This window comes from Lentzea pudingi (genome assembly GCF_014646255.1).
Taxonomy (GTDB): domain Bacteria; phylum Actinomycetota; class Actinomycetes; order Mycobacteriales; family Pseudonocardiaceae; genus Lentzea; species Lentzea pudingi.
Genome location: NZ_BMNC01000001.1, coordinates 995,009 through 1,013,290 on the forward strand (window position 1 = coordinate 995,009; position 18,282 = coordinate 1,013,290).

Annotated in this window: 14 protein-coding genes; 11 read left to right on the forward strand and 3 right to left on the reverse strand. The window is 71.4% G+C overall.

The features are described 5' to 3' along the window. Positions 1 to 38: 38 nt before the first annotated feature. Positions 39 to 563: a GNAT family N-acetyltransferase gene (locus IEY88_RS04560; RefSeq protein WP_229693074.1), complete on the reverse strand. Its 525-nt coding sequence runs from the start codon at positions 561 to 563 to the stop codon at positions 39 to 41. After that, positions 560 to 1,549 (reverse strand): hypothetical protein, encoded by a 990-nt coding sequence (locus IEY88_RS04565; RefSeq protein WP_189153240.1) that lies wholly within the window; start codon positions 1,547 to 1,549, stop codon positions 560 to 562. Before IEY88_RS04565 ends, IEY88_RS04560 begins: the two co-directional genes overlap by 4 nt. A 132-nt stretch (positions 1,550 to 1,681) precedes the next feature. Between IEY88_RS04565 and IEY88_RS04570 the strand changes: the two genes are divergently transcribed. From IEY88_RS04570 to IEY88_RS04595, 6 genes are all read left to right on the forward strand, one after another. Beyond that, a complete protein-coding gene (locus IEY88_RS04570; protein ID WP_189153241.1) occupies positions 1,682 to 2,248 on the forward strand; it encodes a MerR family transcriptional regulator in 567 nt (188 codons plus the stop codon). Further along, on the forward strand, positions 2,245 to 4,581 hold the full coding sequence (locus tag IEY88_RS04575; protein WP_189153242.1) for a VIT domain-containing protein: 2,337 nt from the start codon (positions 2,245 to 2,247) through the stop codon (positions 4,579 to 4,581). The genes IEY88_RS04570 and IEY88_RS04575 overlap by 4 nt, the downstream gene beginning before the upstream one ends. Before the next feature lie 45 nt (positions 4,582 to 4,626). Continuing rightward, positions 4,627 to 6,549, forward strand: a complete 1,923-nt coding sequence (locus IEY88_RS04580; RefSeq protein WP_189153243.1) for a GH36-type glycosyl hydrolase domain-containing protein — start codon at positions 4,627 to 4,629, stop codon at positions 6,547 to 6,549. A gap of 122 nt (positions 6,550 to 6,671) precedes the next feature. Next, positions 6,672 to 7,154 (forward strand): hypothetical protein, encoded by a 483-nt coding sequence (locus IEY88_RS04585; protein WP_189153244.1) that lies wholly within the window; start codon positions 6,672 to 6,674, stop codon positions 7,152 to 7,154. Positions 7,155 to 7,164: 10 nt separating this feature from the next. Beyond that, on the forward strand, positions 7,165 to 7,908 hold the full coding sequence (locus IEY88_RS04590; RefSeq protein ID WP_189153245.1) for a hypothetical protein: 744 nt from the start codon (positions 7,165 to 7,167) through the stop codon (positions 7,906 to 7,908). 122 nt (positions 7,909 to 8,030) lie between these two features. After that, on the forward strand, positions 8,031 to 8,762 hold the full coding sequence (locus IEY88_RS04595; protein WP_189153246.1) for a hypothetical protein: 732 nt from the start codon (positions 8,031 to 8,033) through the stop codon (positions 8,760 to 8,762). A gap of 2 nt (positions 8,763 to 8,764) precedes the next feature. Here the strand turns inward: IEY88_RS04595 and IEY88_RS04600 are convergent, their stop codons facing one another. Further along, positions 8,765 to 10,399: a CocE/NonD family hydrolase gene (locus IEY88_RS04600; RefSeq protein WP_229693075.1), complete on the reverse strand. Its 1,635-nt coding sequence runs from the start codon at positions 10,397 to 10,399 to the stop codon at positions 8,765 to 8,767. Between the two features lie 718 nt (positions 10,400 to 11,117). Here IEY88_RS04600 and IEY88_RS04605 point away from each other — a divergent pair. Genes IEY88_RS04605 through IEY88_RS04625 form a run of 5 tightly spaced genes read left to right on the forward strand, consistent with a single transcriptional unit; the run spans position 11,118 to position 18,222 of the window. Further along, entirely contained in the window at positions 11,118 to 11,615 is a 498-nt protein-coding gene (locus IEY88_RS04605) for a hypothetical protein (protein ID WP_189153247.1), read from the forward strand. Further along, a complete protein-coding gene (locus tag IEY88_RS04610; RefSeq protein WP_189153248.1) occupies positions 11,585 to 13,000 on the forward strand; it encodes a hypothetical protein in 1,416 nt (471 codons plus the stop codon). The genes IEY88_RS04605 and IEY88_RS04610 overlap by 31 nt, the downstream gene beginning before the upstream one ends. Then, the gene (locus IEY88_RS04615; protein WP_189153249.1) at positions 12,997 to 14,361 is read left to right on the forward strand and encodes a VWA domain-containing protein; all 1,365 of its coding nucleotides are present in this window, start codon (positions 12,997 to 12,999) and stop codon (positions 14,359 to 14,361) included. The genes IEY88_RS04610 and IEY88_RS04615 overlap by 4 nt, the downstream gene beginning before the upstream one ends. 31 nt (positions 14,362 to 14,392) lie before the next feature. Continuing rightward, positions 14,393 to 15,505: an ATP-binding protein gene (locus IEY88_RS04620; protein ID WP_189153250.1), complete on the forward strand. Its 1,113-nt coding sequence runs from the start codon at positions 14,393 to 14,395 to the stop codon at positions 15,503 to 15,505. Then, on the forward strand, positions 15,502 to 18,222 hold the full coding sequence (locus IEY88_RS04625; protein ID WP_189153251.1) for a DUF5682 family protein: 2,721 nt from the start codon (positions 15,502 to 15,504) through the stop codon (positions 18,220 to 18,222). Before IEY88_RS04620 ends, IEY88_RS04625 begins: the two co-directional genes overlap by 4 nt. Positions 18,223 to 18,282: the final 60 nt, after the last annotated feature.

Genomic DNA, 18,282 nt, shown 5'->3' on the forward strand with positions numbered 1-18,282 from the left:
GGACGGTACCTCGCACCTCGATCGAACCGGTTGAGAGTTCACCTACTGGGAACGAGATCTTTTCGGAAGACGAGGAAGTCGCACGGGCAGGCGAGGTGCGGCACCAGGAACGGATAGGCGCTCTCGAGGCTGTCCTTGCGCACCAGCCGATAGCCGATGCGCGTGTACCAGCCCCGGAGGAACTCTTTCACCGGATGCGCCCACCCCTGCGGAACCAGCAGCTCCAGCTGCATCTCCGCGGCGCCGCGCTCCCGCCCCCAGGCCTCGGCGAACGCCACGAGGTCCGTCCCGATGCCGGTACCGCGTTCCTCCGGCGCGGCGACCAGCATGCCGAACTCACCCGCGCCGTCGTCGAGCTGATGGACGCGCACGGAACCCACGATGCGTTCGCCGGACCGGGCCACCGCGATCTGCCCGGCGGCGATGAGCCCTGCCACCTCGCCCTCGGTGGTCCGGCCCTTGCCGTCGAGCCAGATCCCTTCCTCCGCGGCGGCGTACACGCGGTTGATCAGGGCGGCGATCTCCCCGGCGAGGCCGGTGTCGGAGATCAGGACCGGTGTCACCACGGTGCGGGCTGGGTGGTCTCGGCCAGCTTGTCCGCGTGCTGGAGCACGCCGAGCTCGCGCAGCATCCGGTCGCGCTGGACCGGGTCGTGCGCGACGTGCGAGGCGTGCAGTGCCTTGCGCAGACGGGCCTTGCGGCGGGGCGTCCAGCGGCTGGCGACCGACAGCTTCGCGGCGCGCAGGGCGGCCTTGTCACGGGTGCGTGCCAGGGCGTCGCGGCCGTCGTCGCCGAGACCCAGCAACGACAGCAGGCGTTCCCGCACCTCCCGGCCCACGTGAGCCCAGGTGGTCGTGTGCCGGCGGGCCGCGCGGATCTCGATGCCGAGCGCGAGGTGCAGCATGACGAGACCCAGGACCGGTCCGAGCAGGACGCGGGCGGTACCGGCGACCGGGCCGGACAGGCTGAACGCCGCGAAGGCGGCGAACGCCGTCAGCGCCCACGCGACGAGCCGGGCGGGGCCGGGGCGGCCGTTCTGGCGCACGCCACCGCGCATCGCCCAGCCGCAGGCCACGAGCGCCGCCTCCATCACGGAGAACAGGACGACCCGCTCCACGACGTCGGTGATGCCCAGGCGCTGCTCGAAGAACCGCCAGGAGGTGTCGACGCTGACGCCGATGCTCATGAGCGCGACGAAGTAGAAGCCCTTGGCGCCGGCGGGCTTCGACGGCTCCGCCGCGGGAGCCTCCGGAGTGTCGGGGGTGGGCGTCTCCGCCTTGTCGAGCTCCGCGATCAGCTCCGGCGTGAGCAGCGCGTGGCCGCCCGTGTCGGTCATGCCGTTGCGGGCGCGCCACTCGTTCACGATCACCCTGGCGTGGGAGCTGGTGGGCACGACCTGGCCCTGCTTGTGCAGCCAGCGCCGGACGTCCTCGACCGTGCCACCGCGCGGCATGTGCTCCAGCGCGTAGTGGATCTGGGCCTTCTTGGTCGTCAAACGGCCCAGCTCGGCGCTGTGATCGGCCAGGGTGCCGATCTCGTCCGTGGTCACTCGTGCTCTCCGTCCTCATGTCGGGGGCTAACAGGGGCACGCGGACGCGCTGGACGGTACCCGGCTACCAGGCGTGAACATCATCAGGCTGCAACGTTGACACTGTCACGATTGCAGTGTCACTATCGTGGGGTGTGGACGCTCGACGAGTTGCTGGACCGCGTCTCCGCCGCGTTGTCGGCGGAGTACCCCGGCGCGCCCAACGGCCGCGTCCGGGACGTTCCCGACCGGCGGGCCGTCCGCTGGTACGCGACGACGGGGCTGGTCGACAGACCTTCGGCGATGCGCGGCCGCACCGCGTTGTACGAGCGGCGCCACCTGCTCCAGCTGGTGGCCGTCAAGAGACTTCAGTCGCAGGGGAGGACGCTGGCCGACATCCAAGCCGAACTCGCGGGCGCCACCGACACGACGCTGGCGGCCCTCGCCCGCGTCCCGGAAGACCTGCTCGCCCCCGGTGACGCACCACAGCCGGAGGCCGTTCGCCCCAGGTTCTGGGCCGAACCCGCTGCCGCACCGGCCCCGCCGCCCGCGCCCGCGGAGGCGTTCGCCCTCCACGGCGTCGCGCTCGGGGGAGGCGCCGTGGTCCTCGTGCCGGGGACGCCGACCGCCGCCGACCGCGCGGACATCGCCGCCGCCGCCCGGCCACTGCTCGACCTGCTCGCCGCCCGTGGCCTGCTCAACGAAAGGGAATCGTCATGACCTTGTCCGTCGCCCCGATGAAGACCGGGGAAGCCGACCGCGTCGGCCGGACGACCGAGGACGCGGGTGTCGGCGCGCTGCGCACCGAGCGCGGCAACCTGCCGCTGGAGCTCCTCGACGTGCGCGCCTCCATCACCGGCCTGGTCGGCCGGACGGTGGTGAAGGCCGGGTTCGTGAACACCCACGACACCGCGCTCGAAGCGACCTACGTGTTCCCGCTGCCGGACCGCGCCGCCGTCACCGGCATGAAGATGACCGCCGGCGACCGCACGGTGGCCGCCGACCTGCAGGAGCGTGCCCAGGCCCGTCAGACGTACGACGACGCGATCGCCGCGGGCAATCGGGCGTCCATCGTGGAGGAAGAACGGCCCGACGTGTTCACCATGCGCGTGGGCAACATCCCCGCGGGCGAACGGGTCGTGGTCGAGCTGACCCTGGTGGGGCCGCTGGTGTTCGAGGACGGCGCGGCCACGTTCCGGTTCCCGCTGGTCGTGGCGCCCCGCTACGTGCCGGGCACGCCGCTGGAGGGGCCGTCGGTCGGCGACGGGCACGCCCAGGACACGGACCTGGTGCCGGACGCCTCGCGGATCACGCCGCCGGTGCTGCTGCCAGGTTTCCCGAACCCGGTGGAGCTGGGCATCGCCGTCGAGATCGACCCCGCCGGGCTGGAGCTCGGCGAGGTGCGGTCGAGCCTGCACACCGTCGTCACCGAGGGCACCACGGTCTCGGTCACGCCGGGGGAGAACGTCGACCGCGACTTCGTGCTTCGCCTGGCGTACCAGGGGAACAGCTCGGCGGTCGTGTGCGTGCCCGACCTCGACGACAGCGGGGAGGGCACCTACCAGCTCACGGTCCTGCCGCCCGAATCCGAGGCACCGGTCCGCCCGCGCGACGTCGTGCTGCTGCTCGACCGCTCCGGCAGCATGTCGGGCTGGAAGATGGTCGCGGCCCGGCGTGCGGCGGCCCGCATCGTCGACACGCTGACCGCGGACGACACGTTCTCCGTGATCACCTTCGACGACCGGGTGGAACGGCCGGCCGAGCTCGGCTCGGGGCTGGTCACGGCCACCGACCGCCACCGCTTCCGCGCCGTCGAGCACCTGGCGGCCGTGCGGGCGCGTGGAGGCACCGAGATGTACGAGCCGCTGCGGCAGGGCCTGAGCGCGCTGGCCGACGCCGGTTCGGGACGCGACCCGGTCCTCGTGCTCGTCACGGACGGCCAGGTCGGCAACGAGGACCAGGTGCTGCGCGACATCACCCCGCTGATCAACCGGACGCGGATCCACGCCGTCGGCATCGACACGGCCGTCAACGCGGGTTTCCTCGGCAGGCTGGCCGCGGCCGGGGCGGGTCGCTGCGAACTGGTTGAGAGCGAGGACCGGCTCGACGAGGCGATGACGCACATCCAGCGGCGGATCGGCGCGCCGGTCGTCACCGACGTGGTGGTGTCGCCCGGATCCGACCTGCCCCGGCTGCCCACGGCCATCTACCCCGGTGTGCCGCTGGTGGCGCTCGGCCGGTATCGCGGTGCGGCGCCGGAGTCCTGCACCGTGCGCGGCAAGACTCGGGACGGTGCGGACTGGGAGGAGACGGTGGCGGTGCGCGAGCACACCTCGTCCGCCGTTCGCTCGCAGTGGGCCCGTGCCGCGCTGCGCGACCTGGAGGACCGGTACGCGGCCGGCGACCGGACGCTGGAGTCGTCGATCGTGCGGACGTCGTTGCGGTTCGGTGTGCTGTGCCGCTTCACCGCGTTCGTGGCGGTGGACGAGCGAGTGGTGTCCGACGGGACGGTGCACCGGGTGGTGCAGCCGGTCGAACAGCCCGCCGGTTGGGAACCGCAGGCTCCTGGGCTGCCGATGTTCGCCGGAGGGCCGCCCGCGTTCGCCGCTGCCCCGTCACCGTTCGCGGCCGCACCGGTCTCGTTCGACGCGGCGATGCCCCCGCCCGCACCCCAGGCGCTGCACGCCCGTTCGGGCGGCCGGTCCGCGCCCAAGCAGGCACCGATCGCTCCGCCCGGATCGATGCCGATGCCTCCCGCAGCCGAGCCGGCCGACCTGCGCGAGGTCGTGACGCGGGAGATCGGGCGCCTGGAGCAGGACGCGGCGCTGCCGTCGTGGGAACGCCGTGACCTGCTCGCCGACCTGGCCAGCCGGCTCGGCATCCTCGTCGGCGGCCGCACCGGACCTGCCTACGAGCCGCTGCGCGCGTTGTTCGCGGAGATCACGGCCGGTGGGGACGTCGACCGGTTGTGGGCGCGGACGCTGGAGGTGCTGCGGGGGTTCGTGGCGGGCAAGACCGCCGAGCCGGAGCGCCGCAGGAGGTTCTGGCGCTGAACGGACGATTGCCCGTGTGAGGGTTCTGCCGCAACGCTTTCCCGTGTGAGTGCGTTCGGGGAGTGGACGACGGCCGAGGGCCTGCCCGCGTTCGAGTACCGGGCGGGCCCCCGGCCGTGGGACCCGATCATCGACCCGCCGTCGTCGCGGCACTGGGTGCACGTCGGCAACCGCCGGATCACCCTGGTGGCCGACAGCGACGGGCTCACCGGCGTCTGGGACGAGCACCTCGGCTGCCGGTGGATCACCGAACGCACCGGCATCGCCCGCTTCGGCGCGGTGTCGTCGGACGCCGCCCCGGTGAAGCTGTTCGGCCCGAACTTCTTCCGAGTCGAGGTCGGTGGCGTGGAGCGCACGGTCCTGTGCCCGGAGGGCGAGGTGCCGTGGGTGCTGATCAGGGTCGAAGTGAGCAACGACGGCGACGGCGTGCTGCGCGGCGAGCTGACCGAGGAATGGGGGGTCCGGCCGCGTGAGGTGAACCTGGAGTTCGGCCCGTCGCGCGGAGACGCCCCGCCGGACGCACCCGTGGTGGCGCTGGAGCACTTCGGCGGCGACAGGGTGGAGACCACCGCCGGGCTGCTGAGAGTGGCGGTCGCGCTGGAGATCCCGCCCCGGCAGCGGACGACCGCGTGGTTCCGGTTCGGCCTGCTCGACGGCCCCGCCGACCCGGCGGCGGTCTACGAGGAAAGCCTGGCGGGCCTGAGGAAACGTCTTCCGGACCCGGTCTCCTCGCGCGCACCGGAGGTGGCCGTCGAAATCCCGTGGCACGCCGCACTTCTCACCGGTGCCGCCTGCGCGGACGGCGTGCTCGGCGGTCACACCCTGAACCAGGGCTCCGCCTACTCGTTCCGCCACGGTTTCAACGGCGCCGCAAGGGATCCGCTGCAGCACGCGCTGCCGTTGGTCCACCTCGAGCCTGACCTCGCACTGTCGGTGCTGCGCAACACCTGCGCCTGGGGCAGCCCGGACGGCGACCTGCCGTACGCGCTCGACGGCCGCAAGCAGCCGTGGACACAGCTGTTCCGCCCGTCCGACCAGAACCTGTGGGCCCTCTGGCTCGCCGCCGAGTACGCCGCCGTGACCGGAGACCTCGACGCGTTCGGCTCATCCGTGCCCTACCACCCGTGCCACCACGCCGATCCCGTCCCGCTCGCCGAGAACCTGCGGCGCCAGTTCAGGTTCTTCGTGGACGAGGTGGGCGTGGGCGAGCACGGCCACGTCCGCATCCTGAACGCAGACTGGAACGACCTCGCCATCAAAGAGTCCGGAGTGGACCGTGAGCTGATGATCGAACGCGGCGAGTCGGTCCTGAACTCCGCCATGGCCGCCTGGGTCCTCCCGTTCTACGCGGACCTCGCCGACCGCCTGGGCGACACCGCGACGGCGTCCGAAGCACGCTCCCGCGCCGCCGGCCTCCAGGCGCTCGTCACAATGGAGTGGAACGGCCGCTGGTTCCGGCGCGCCCACGGCCCCGGCGGTCACGTGGTCGGCGACCACGACCTGTGGCTGGAGGTGCAGCCGTGGGCGATTTTGTGCGGCGCAGCCACCCCCGACCAGGCACGCGCGTTGCTCCAGACCATCGACGAAACCTGCCGAGCCGGCTCACCGCTGGGCGCCCGCCACCGCTGGCCCGTCCCCGAGGGCACCCAGGGCCAGGTGTGGGTCTCGGTCAACATGACCCTGATCTGGGCGGCCTCCCTCCACGACCAGGACCTCGCATGGGACGAGTGGCGCCGCATGACCCTGCACGCGCACACCGCCGCCTATCCCGACGTGTGGCCGGGCACGCTCTCTGGCCCCGACTGCTACCTCGCCCCGGACAGCGACCGCCCCGGCGAGACGTGGGCGCTGCCCGACTTCGGCACCGCGATGCAGGCGTACCCCGTCGCCAACCTGCACAGCCACTCGCAGCCGTTGCTCGCCTACCTGCGACTGCTCGGAGTGCCTCGATTCGGCGTACGTGCGTGACGGACCAACGACTGCCGTAGTCCTGACCGAGGCCAGCCCGGACTGGGCCATTCGGGTGAGCGCTGTAACCGCGCAACGCAGTAATGCGAGAGGGAGGTACCAGTCGTAGCAGGGAGGACACCATGTCCGTGCTCGATGCTTTCAGCGGCCTCCTCGGTGGCAGCGGCAAAAGCCCGCTGCCCGTCACATTGGCCGTAGGCGAAGACGAGGTCACTCGCGCCGTGGCGTCCTTCCGGCCAGGTGGTCTCACCTCGGTGGGTGGTGACCTCGTGCTCACCACGAAGCGCCTCGTGTTCACGCCGTTGAACGTCACCGACGTGGTGAAGGTGCTTACCTGGGCGCTGGGCAAGGCCGGCGCGCCCGACTTCGTCGCCGGCCTGCCCGAGAAGCTCGGCGGGCTGGTCGAGCAGGAGGACTTCGGCGGGCTGACGGGTGTCGCGGTGGGTGGACCGCCGCGGCTCACCACCCGCCGACCCTCGTCGTCACGGGAGTCGGCGGTGCGGTCACCGAGATCGGTGTGCTCAACAGCCGCGGTACAGCCAACATCTCCCGGAAGAACGCGGTGGAACGCGATCGCATGGTGGTCGCCATCCGCGCCGCGATGAGGTGAGTGACATGCCTCCTGCGTGGACGAGAACGACGGTGGCACTGGGTGTCTCGCTCCTCGCCGTGTTCGCGACGGCGGCGAAGTGCCCGCCACCGTCGACGTGGTCGGGCAGCGCCGACGAGGTCATCCAGCGCGCACCCGCCACCGACGACATCCTGCGCGGCTCCACCGATCTGGGGAGCCTGGGCACCCAGGTGGACGACGTGCTCCGCGCCGCTCCGAAGTCCGGTGCCGACCGAGCGAAGATCGACGCGCTCGCGAGCATGAAGCGCGGGCTCGAGGAGATCCAGGAGGTCCAGCAGGCGGCCGACGCGGACCGGACGATCGTTCAAAGCCAGGCTCAGGCCGCAGCGGACACCGTGCGGACAGGTCAGTCCGTCAAGGAGAAGCTGGCCGAGGCCGCGCACGACATCCTCAAGGACGTGGCCTGCGACGTCGCGTTCTCGGCGATGACGAAGGCGGAGAAGCAAGGCTCGCCGCGCCCGAAGTTCTCCGACGCCGGCGAGCCGACCGTGGAGGCCATCGTCGACTACGCGGCCCGTCTGCTTGCCGGACGGTTCGGTCCTGACGCGCTCACGGGTGCACAGTGGACTCAGTACGGCAAGTCCGTCTACACCAAGGTGATCCAGAAGGGCGACACGAACGGCGACAAGATCCTGAACGGCGGCGAGCAGCTGGAACTGCCGAGCTGGACCGGTTCGCGGGCGTTCGTCTACTACGCCAGGTTCTGCCTGGCGCCGCCGCGGAAGTGAGTCATCGGGAGTTGTCCAGCTTTTGCCCTCTTATCGGCATTCTGCCGGACGGTCGGAGTGGATATCGTGCAGTGCGCCGAGGGGACGGCGTGCACCGGTGACCGCACCGCAGGGGGAACGCCATGAGATTCCGCTGGCGTCGCTGGACGCTGCGCCGGATGAGGTTGCCCGGACGCGCCCTCGGACGGTGGCTCGTCGTGGTGTGCGGTCTGGGCGTGCTGGTGGTGGCGCTGGCCGGGGCGGCCGGACCGTTCGAGCGGACAAGGGAGTTCCGCGAAGTCTCGGCGTGCGAGCAGGGTGCCGGAGGGTGTTTCGACGCCGAGAAGGGCTCCATCGTCGCCCGGCGCACCTACACCACCACCTCGACCCACACCGACGCCAACGGTTCCACGACCACGACCACGACCGTGCACCACGAGGTCACCTGGCAACGAGCTGACGGGTCCCGGCGCGCCCGTGACGTCCCGTCGTCCTTCTACGCCGCGGCACCGGAGGGGCAGGAGGCCGTGCTGCAGCTCTGGCGCGGCGAAGTGGTCGGCGTGAAGGTGATGGGCGCGGCGGCGTGGTTCCTGCCGGAGAGCGGCTCCTCACTGCGCTGGTGGTCGTACCTCGCCCACCTCGGCGTGGGCGTGCTGCTGTGGGGGCTGCTGTTCGGGTGGTGGGACGGGTTCTTCATGCTCGCGTTCCGCTTGTTCTGCTGGATGTTCCTGAGCGTCGTGCCGGTGGGGTTCGTGACCCACGGCCTGGCCTACGGTTTCGCCACCGGTTCCGGCCTGGTGTTCGAGATCCTGACGGGTGCCTTCTTCGCGCTGGTGGCCGGTGCGATGCTGGTCAGCACGCTGAACGACTGGTGAGCTCACTTCCGCGGCAGCAGGATCGCGGACGGGCGATCCGCGTCGTGGAAGACCTCGATCCCGGTGGGCACCAGTTCCGTCGCGGTGTGCGCCGGGCCGCCGTCGCCCAGGTTCCTGGCGAACCGCGGGAACGCCCCGGCCGACACCTGCACCCGGATCCGGTGCCCGCGCCGGAACACGTGCGCGGTCGGGGAGAGCTCGACGGTCACCTTCGTGACGCCGTCCGGCCGCACCTTCACCAGGTCGTCGCAGACGTTCAGCGACTTTCCGCGTCCGTCCACATCGCACAGACGGACGAACAGGTCGCACGACGGGCGGTCCGCGCGCAGCCACACCTCGGCCGTGACCTCGCCGATCACCTCCACGTCGGCGTCCAGCACGTCCGACGTGAAGACCAGGACGTCGTCGCGCGCCTCCAGCTCGCGGTTGTCGACGGGACCGGCGCCGCGGCTCTCCAGCTTCGGCCCGCCCAGTGACGGCGTCGGGTCGGCGGGGTCGTAGGTGAACGACGTCGGCGGCGCCTGGGTGCCCGGTGCGGAACGGAGTTCGCCGCCGGGAGCGAGGTGCCAGCGCTGGTGGGTGTACCCGGTGGGCGGCCACTGCTCGAAGTCACGCCATTCGTCCACGCCCATCACGAAAAGACGCACCGGCGGCTTGCTCGGCGGCTCGGTGCCGCGGGCGTGGGCGGCGGCCCAGCCGACGGTGTCGCCGAGCACCGCGGCCATCCCGCCGACGTGGCCGTGCCACCACGGCCCGACCGTCAGGTGCGCCTCACGGCCGGCCGCCGCGAGCACCTTGTAGTCGCGGAGTTGATCGGCGAGGAAGATGTCGTACCAGCCCGCGATCGAGCTGACCGGCACGGTCACGTCGCCGACGGACGGCGAGTGGTCCTCGTTCGACCAGAACGGGTCGTCCTGGTCGTGGTGCAGGCAGTCCTGGTAGAACGGCCACCGCCGGCCGAGCGCGGCGGTGTCGGCGTCGACCAGCGGCAACGTGCTCATGGCCGCCCGGACGCGCTTGCGTCCGACGCCGAGCAGCGCGCGCATCATCGCGCCGGGCCGCTCCTGCGTCGCCGTGCTCACCGACCAGTCCAGCAGCGTCTCCACCTCGAACCGGTCCGGCCGCAGGAACGACAGCGCCAGCCGGGACGACGTCACGTGCGGCACCATCGCCCTGACCCGCACGGGAGCCTCCGCCGCGACGGCCCACTGGGTGTAGCCGAGGTAGCTGCTGCCGGTCAGCACCACGTCGCCGACCCAGGGCTGCCCGGCGAGCCAGCGCAGGACCGAGAGGCCGTCCTCGCGTTCGTGCCGCATCGCGCGGAAGTCGCCGTCCGAGCCGAACGTGCCCCGGCAGCTGACGGTCAGGACGTGCAGACCGCGCTCAGCGAGTGCCCGCCCGTACAACCAGTCGAGCGGTCCTCTGCGTCCGTAGGGCGACCGGATCACCGCCGTGGGCCCGTCGCCGCCGGCCGGTGCCCAGTGGTTCGCCAGCAGCGTCTGCCCGTCGTGGGTGGGGATCCGCAGATCCCGTTCCACGGTCACGTCACGTGAGATGGCGGGAGGAAGCTTCAGCAGCCGTTGCCCGAGCAGGCCGGCCGCCCTGCCGACGAGGTCGAACCGAGGTCGTGTGCCCACGTGATCGTTCCTATCAGGACGGGGGCACCATGTCGATCAGCCGCTCCGCAACTGGTCGCGGCGGCGGGTGAGGTGCGCGATCTCGGCGGTGTTGCCCGCCGGCCCTGTCGTAGGCGGCCCATCGGAAGGTCCTCTCCTGTGGTTGTTCCAGCGCCAGTACCGAGGACGACTGGCCGGTAGACCTGGGTCGCCACCCTAAGGTCCGCGATGGCGCGATCTTTGGACACCGCGGTGTGCCTGCCCAGTCCGGATCGGTGAGCCTCGTACTTGGGTCGGGCGTTCAGCGCTCGCAGGACAGGCTCCGAACCGGGGAAGTCGGCCTCTGTGAGCGTCCCCACGAGCCGGCGAACAGAGCGTACGTCCGCCGTCGAACAGGAACGCGTCGGCGCGCTGGTAGGTCTCGCGAATGAACGCCCTGGTCCCGGCGTCACCCTGGGTGCGGGCCCAGCCGCTCGTCCTCGCGGTGACCAGGAAGAGCCCGCCGTCGGTCATCTCATCGCAACTCGTCGAACCGTCCTCAGAGGACGTCGAACCGGTAGTTCAGTGAACGAACTCGACTGAAGCACTCCGTGGTTCAGTGAATGAACTGAAACTCGTTCACCTGCGAAATCCGCCCGGCGGCCCCGAGCGGTCAAAAATTGTCGGTGGTCGCCGCTAACGTCGTTCCCACACCGCCGGACAGGCGGATCGGCTCGCTCGGGGGCAAGGAGAGGAATCGTTGTCGGACTGGGAAAGCGCGAGCACGGCGCGGGTGTTGCCACCCGCACGGCCGCGCAAGCTCGCCAAGGTGCCGTTCGTGGAGCTGGCGGACGGGCGGCTGCAGGGGGTGGTGTCCAGTGGGTCGGACATCGAGAGGGTGTACGTCTCGTCGGTGGCGGCGGGCAGTTACGAGTTCGCTTGCAGCACCAACAACAACCGGCCGTGCGGTGGCGCGCGGGGGTCGTTCTGCAACCACATCCACGCCCTGATCACCGAGGCGGTGCTGCAGTACGGGGCGGAGCGGGTGGCGCGGTACCTGCGGGTCGAGGGCGCTGACGTGGACGCGCAGTCCATCCACTCGGTCATGACGGGGACGCGGCCGTCGCAGGCGGATAGTGCGGCCGCGGCACAGGTGTTCAGCCGTTTCCTTCGTCATCTGGCCTATGTGGAGCTTCCTCCGACGACGGCACCGGTGCCGGAACTGCAGTGGTTCCCGCCGACCAGGGCGGTGGTGTGATGCGCGCCGATCTGCTGGTGGATCCCGTCGACGGGATCGACGAGGTGCTGGCCGCGGTCGCCGGTGCCGACCAGGCGTTGACCGCGGGGCTGCTGCGGCCGCAACCCGCCCAGGCCGCCGGGCTGGTGGCGCTGGCCGACGCGATGGCGGCGTCCCCGCTGGGGGCCAGGGTGGCGGAGGCCGCGGAGAAGGCGGCGGCCGGTGCCGCGGGGGAGGAGCACCTCCTTTCCCTTGCGGCGGCCCGGATCGCGTTGTTCGGCTCGGTGCACGACGCGCTGGTGGAGCGGATCGAGCAGGCGACCGGACGTGTCCAGGCCGGTGCGAGCATTCCGGTGGCGGGAGGCGGCCAGGCGGAGAACCTGTTGCTGGCCGCGCGGTCCTGGCTGGCCGACCTCGCGAGGGCCGGGTGGCAGGGCATCGACCACGACCTGGTGTCCGGCGCCGCGCCGGTGGTCTCCGCACTGCTGCCGGAGCCTCGGCTGCGCAGGCTGGCCGCGGTGCTCGACGGGTTCGCGGCCGAGCTGGCGGCGTCGTGCCCCGGCTCCGCGCTGGAGCGGATTCCGGTGCGCCGCTGGGGAGATCTGTGGTCACGTGCGCTGCTGCTGACGTTGCCGGGGGTGACGGAGGCGCCCACGAGCACGGTGACCGGCCGGTTGCTGCCGCTGGGCGTCGACCTGCACGAGCACGCGACCGCCGCGCAGGCCCAGGTGTACGCGGTGTTCGAACCGGCCGGCGGAGGAGCGCCCCGGCTGGTGCGCGCCAGCGTGTCCGCGCCGAAGCCGGACACGATCATCGGTGCCGGGATCTGGCAGTTGCTGCGGCCGCACCTGTCGTTGCTGGCGGCCGTCAGCGAGGGCAGGTCCATGGACCTCACCGGCATGCCGATCACCGCCGAGGGCGACCTGCTGTGGCAGGCCGAGCACGCCAAGCCCGGCGCACCCGCTGATCCTTTCGTCACCGCGCGGGTCGTCCTGCCTGCCGCGACCACGTCGCCGGCAGCGCCGCTCGACCGGCACCCGGCCCGCATCGCCGTGCCGGTGTTCCTGGAGGGCTACCTCACCGAGCAGACCGGCGAGACGCTGACGTTCTCGTTCGCCGGGCAGCCCGTCGCCGTGGACACCGACCGGGTCCCGGCCGCCGGGCCGCTCACCCCGGAGGCGGTGGCGGCGTCGAGCGCGTGCATCGGCCTGCTGCGCTGGGACTCGGGCACGTTCCGCGTCCAGCCGCTCGCCGTCGAGACCACCGCGCGCAAGAAGACCGTGGCGGTGCACGCCGGCGCGTGGGCCGGTGGTGCGTCGGACAAGGCCGGGGTCAAGGCGGAGAAGGCCGCGACCGACGCGGCGACGGTGCTCCGCGAGCGCGCCGGAAGGTTGTTGCGCAAATGACCGACGCACAGGAGAACCGCCGGCAGGTCCTCTACTGGCGGTTGCTGTCCCGGCTGTTCGACCACGAGGAACAGTCCACACTGGAGTCCGCGAGCCTGGCCGTGCTGCAGGACATCGGCCTGCCGCCCGCGCTGCTCGACGCGCAGGCGGGGATCGACTCGATCGTGCAGCGCCATCCCGATCTCGCCGCCGAGTTCGACGGCGTGATGGTCCCCGAAGCGGAGGACGAGCGCGACAAGGCGGCCGAGGTGCGGCGGGCCGCGCTGGTGTCGAAGGTGCTGCTCAACGTCTTCAGCACCGGCTCCGGTCCCGTCACGGCCGGGCAGCTGTCCCGCTGGCAGGCGGACGCGGGCTGGCTCGAACGCGCACTGGGCTGTCAGCCGGGCCAGCTGCGCGGAGGCGGCCGGCAGGCGGGCCGGACCGGCACCGGGAACGGGTCCGGCGCGCCGGACCTGAGCACCCTGATCCCGCGGATCGGCCCCGAACTCGGTGCCATGGAAGCGGATCTGGTCAAGCGCATGCGCCTGCGCGAGGTGCTCGCGGACCCGGCGCTCGCCGCCCAGCTCACGCCGAGCATGTCGCTGATCGAGCAGTTGTTGCGGGACAAGGACAACCTGTCCGGGGTGGCGCTGGCCAACGCCAAGTCGCTGATCCGCCGGTACGTGGACGAGGTGGCCGAGGTGCTGCGGACCGAGGTCGAGAAGGCCTCGGCGGGCACGCTCGACCGGTCGGTGCCGCCCAAGCGGGTGTTCCGCAACCTCGACCTCGACCGCACCATCTGGAAGAACCTGACGAACTGGAGCCCGGAGGAGGAGCGGCTCTACGTCGACCGCCTCTACTACCGGCAGACGGCGCGCAAGACCACGCCGCAGCGGCTGATCGCGGTGGTCGACCAGTCCGGTTCCATGGTCGACTCGATGGTCAACTGCGCGATCCTGGCGTCCATCTTCGCCGGGCTGCCCAAGGTCGACGTGCATCTGATCGCCTACGACACGCAGGCGCTGGACCTCACGCCGTGGGTGAACGACCCGTTCGAGACGTTGCTGCGCACCAAGCTCGGCGGCGGCAACGACGGCATGGTCGCGATGGCCATGGCCCAGGCGAAGATCGCCGAGCCGGCGAACACGGTGGTCGTGTGGATCTCCGACTTCTACGAGACCCGCATCGAGCAACTTTTCGACTGCATGGCGGCGATCCACCGCTCTGGCGCCAAGTTCATCCCGGTCGGCTCCGTCACGAGCTCGGGCCGCGGCAGCGTGAACCCGTGGTTCCGCGAGCGGTTCAAGGACCTGGGCACACCGGTGGTCTCCGGCCACGTCCGCAAGCTCGTCCACGAGCTCAAGACCTTCCTCACCTCCTGACCTCCTTCTGCTCGAAAGGCACCACGAGACCATGTCCGACCTGTTGCGCGCCCCCGCCGAGCTCAAGTACGCCGAGGAACTCGACTGGCTGGAGTCGGTCGACGACAACCCCAAGCCGTTCTCCTGGCGGTTGTCGCCGAAGATGATCCGCCTGTTCGTCCTGGGCGCCGAGCGGTCCGACGGCCTGGAGCGGGAGATCGCGCAGAAGTGGTTCGGCGACCGCGGCATCGTCGAGCGGGCGATCGTCACGCTGGCGTCCGACCGCGGCCTGCTGCTCATCGGCGACCCCGGCACCGGCAAGAGCTGGCTCGCCGAGTTGCTGGCCGCCGCGATCTCCCGCAACTCCACGCAGGTGGTGCAGGGCACCGCCGGCACCACCGAAGACCACATCAAGTACTCGTGGAACGTGTCGATGGTGATCGCCAAGGGCCAGTCCCGCGCGTCGATGATCCCGTCGCCGATCATGAACGCGATGGAGTCCGGCACCATCGGCCGGTTCGAGGAGCTGACCCGCTCGACCAGCGACGTCCAGGACGCGCTGATCTCCATCCTGTCCGAGAAGTACATCTCGGTGCCGGAGCTCGACAGCGACAACATCGTGTTCGCCAAGCCCGGGTTCTCGGTCATCGCCACCGCGAACAGCCGTGACCGCGGCGTCAACGACCTGTCGTCGGCGCTGAAGCGGCGCTTCAACTTCGTGCGCATCCCGGTGGTGACGAACAAGAAGAGCGAGGCCGAGATCGTGCGGTTCCGCACGGAGGAACTGCTGCGCCGCCACCAGATCGAGCTGGACGTGCCGCCGACCCTGCTCGACGTGCTGCTGCGCAGCTTCGCCGACCTGCGCGCGGCCTCGGCCGCGGCGGGCAGCGACGACGAGAAGCTGGAGTCCGCGCTCTCCACCGCCGAGCAGATCGGTGTGCTGGAGGACGCCATCCTGCACAGCAACTTCTTCGGCACGAAGGCGCTGACCGCGCGCACGCTCGGTTCGTCGCTCGTGGGGTCGCTGTCGCGGCGGGCACCCGAGGACCTGGCGATCATGAACAAGTACCTGCACGGCGTGGTCGAGCCGCGCGGCAAGGACGAGGGCGGGGAATGGCCGGAGTTCCTGGCCGGCGGCCGTGACACGATCGCCACCCTCTCGTGAGCTTCGAGTCGCTGCGCACGCAGCTCACCGAGGCGGCGACGGCCTTCGCCGACGGACCCGGTGCCCTGGAGGGCATCCTGCTCGGCATGGTCGACGACGTCGACCGGGCGGTCTCCGAGCCGCTGGAGATCTTCCCGGTCTGCCACCACTCACCGTCGTCCGCGGTGGCCATGGCCCGTCGGCTGCGCGACAAGCAGCCGAAGGTGATCTACCTGGAGCTGTGCGAGGACATGGCACCGCTGCTCACCGAGCTGCGCAACTGCCGTCTTCCCGTGGCGGTGCAGGCGTTCTCGAGCGAGGTCGACGGGTTCCCCGCCGAGTGGGCGCCGCTGTCGGTGGTCGCGCCGATCACCGAGGCGTCCGCGGAGTACCAGGCGATCGCCTACGCGCTCGACACCCCAGGTGTCGAGCTGGTCCTGGTGGACCGCTCCTCGGACCACGTGTTCCAGTGGCAGCCGCCGGAGACGAAGCAGGCGGACGAGGACGCGCTGCACGGCGACGCGGTCGGTGTGGAGATCGGCGACCTGCGGCCGCGCTTCGCCGAGCTGGAAGAACACCTGCTGCACCACGGCAAGGTGCGGCACTGGTCGGAGTGGTGGCACCAGTACGTCGAGCTGCCGCTCGGCGACAGCGACCACGACACGTACCGCCAGGTGATGTTCCTGATCGGCAGCCTGTTCCGGCGGCTCGCGCCCGGTGATCCGCACCGGGTGCGCGTCGACGAGGACCGCGAGCGGTACATGTGGACCCGGATGCGCGAGCACCTGGCCGCCACGGGCGCGGACCCGGCGGACTGCCTGTACGTCTGCGGCGCCTTCCACGCGGCCAGCCGGGTCGCGGAGTTCGGCGTCGACGGCAGCGACGGTTTCGTGATCAGCCCGCGCAGCGCGACGGTGTGGCAGCACGGCCTGATCCCGTCGAGCCACGCGGCGATCGAGGCGCAGTTCGGTCTCGCGGCGGGTTCGGTGTCCATCGCGGCCACCGAGTGGGCGAAGAACCTGCGGCGCACCAAGGTGAAACCGTTCCAGCTCGCCGGTCAGGCGGGTGCGAAGAAGGCCCGCAAGCCCGCCGCGCTGCCCGGCCCGGCCGCGGACCTCGCCACGGCCGACCAGCTCTCCGGTTTCCTGCAGCGCCCGCCGGTGCTGGACCGGCTCGACGAGGCGGAGTTGCTCGACTGGTCCGTGGAGATCGTGCGGGCGGCCCGCCGCAACGGCTACCTGGCCTCCACCGCCGACGCCATCGCGGTATTCGAGACCTCGATCCTGCTGGCGGGCCTGCGCGACCGGGCGAGGCCGACGCCGTACGACTTCCAGGACGCCGCGGTCACCTGCATCGAGAAGGACGTCGTGCCCGGCCGCCGGGACGTCGGGCGCCTGGTCGAGATCATGATGGGCGGCGACCGCATCGGGCAGGTCGGCTACGACGCGCTGCCACCGCTGGCCCGCGACGTGCACGACCGCCTCGCTCCGCTCGACCTCAAGCTCCAGCAACGCGGCGTGCAGCGGGCCTTGCTCGACATCGCCTCACGGCCGGAGCTCGAGCCCTGCTCGAACCTGCTGTGGATGCTGCGCTACCTGATGCCGCACGGCGCGGCCCGCCCGATCATGGGCGAGCGCAAACTGGGCGAACGCCCGATCCAGGAGTCCTGGGACCTCGCCCTCGGCACCCACCAGCGCTCCCTGATCGAACTGGGCTACGAGGGCGTCAGCGTCGAACAGGTGGTGGAACAACGCCTGCGCCGCAGCGCCTACGCCCCGCAGGCGACGGCCGCGGGCGTCCTCGAAGCCGTCGAGGACGCCATCCGCTACCTGCACAGCCCACGCCTGGCGAGCGAACTGGGCACCCGAGCGCTGGCGGTGCTGGCCGGCGAACGCACGGTCGACGGCGCCCCGGAGGTACTGCGCCGGTCCCGCCGCCTGCTCGCCTACTACCGCACGAACGAACCCGTGCTGCCGCAGTGGATCGAGTCCTTCGTCCGCACCGGCTACGCGCACTACTGCACCCTGCTGCCGACGGCGTTCACAGATGAGGAAGCCGGCGTGGACCAGGTGGCCGCCATGCTCGGCTTCCTGTTCAGCATGGAGTCCCTGGCCCTGTCCCTGGGCTGCGACCGCACCCAGCTGGAACTGGCGGTGACGCAGTCCCACCCGGAGGAACCGTCGAAGGTGGCGCTGCTGTGGGCCGCCCAGGTCCACCTGGGCACCCTGCCCCGCGCCGAACTGCGAGCCCGCTGCGACGCGCTGCTGGGCAACCCGCTGTCACTGCCCAGCTATCCCCGCTACCTCAGCGGTTTCGTGCACGCCCTGGACCCGGTGCCGAGCCTGGTGGACTTCGTCGTGGAGACGATGTCCAACGCGTTCGCCCACCTGCCAGACCCACTGCTGCTGCCCTGGCTGCCCACCCTGATCAGCACCCTGCGCTCCCGAGGCGCACAGTTCGTCCCGCTGCTGATCCGCGAAGCGGGCCGCCTGTTCCCCGGCAGACTCCCCGCCCTGGACGAGTGGGTGCCGCCGTGGCTCGACCAACCCGCACCGGTCGCGGTGCGCGCGACCACCGGAAAGGGCCTGGCGCTGCTGAGCTCCCACCCCGCCACCTGCGACGCGCTGGCGGACCTGCTGGGGTGCGAGGGCTCGTGGCAGGCCGCGCCCGGCGGGGTGGTGCTGCTGGACCGCCACCCGGACACCGCGGTGGCGCTGGAGGCGCTGGAGGCCACCTGAACCGGCAGTCCGGGTGGCGCCCGCTCACCGCCCGTCCCGCTCACCGCTCGTCCCGCTCAC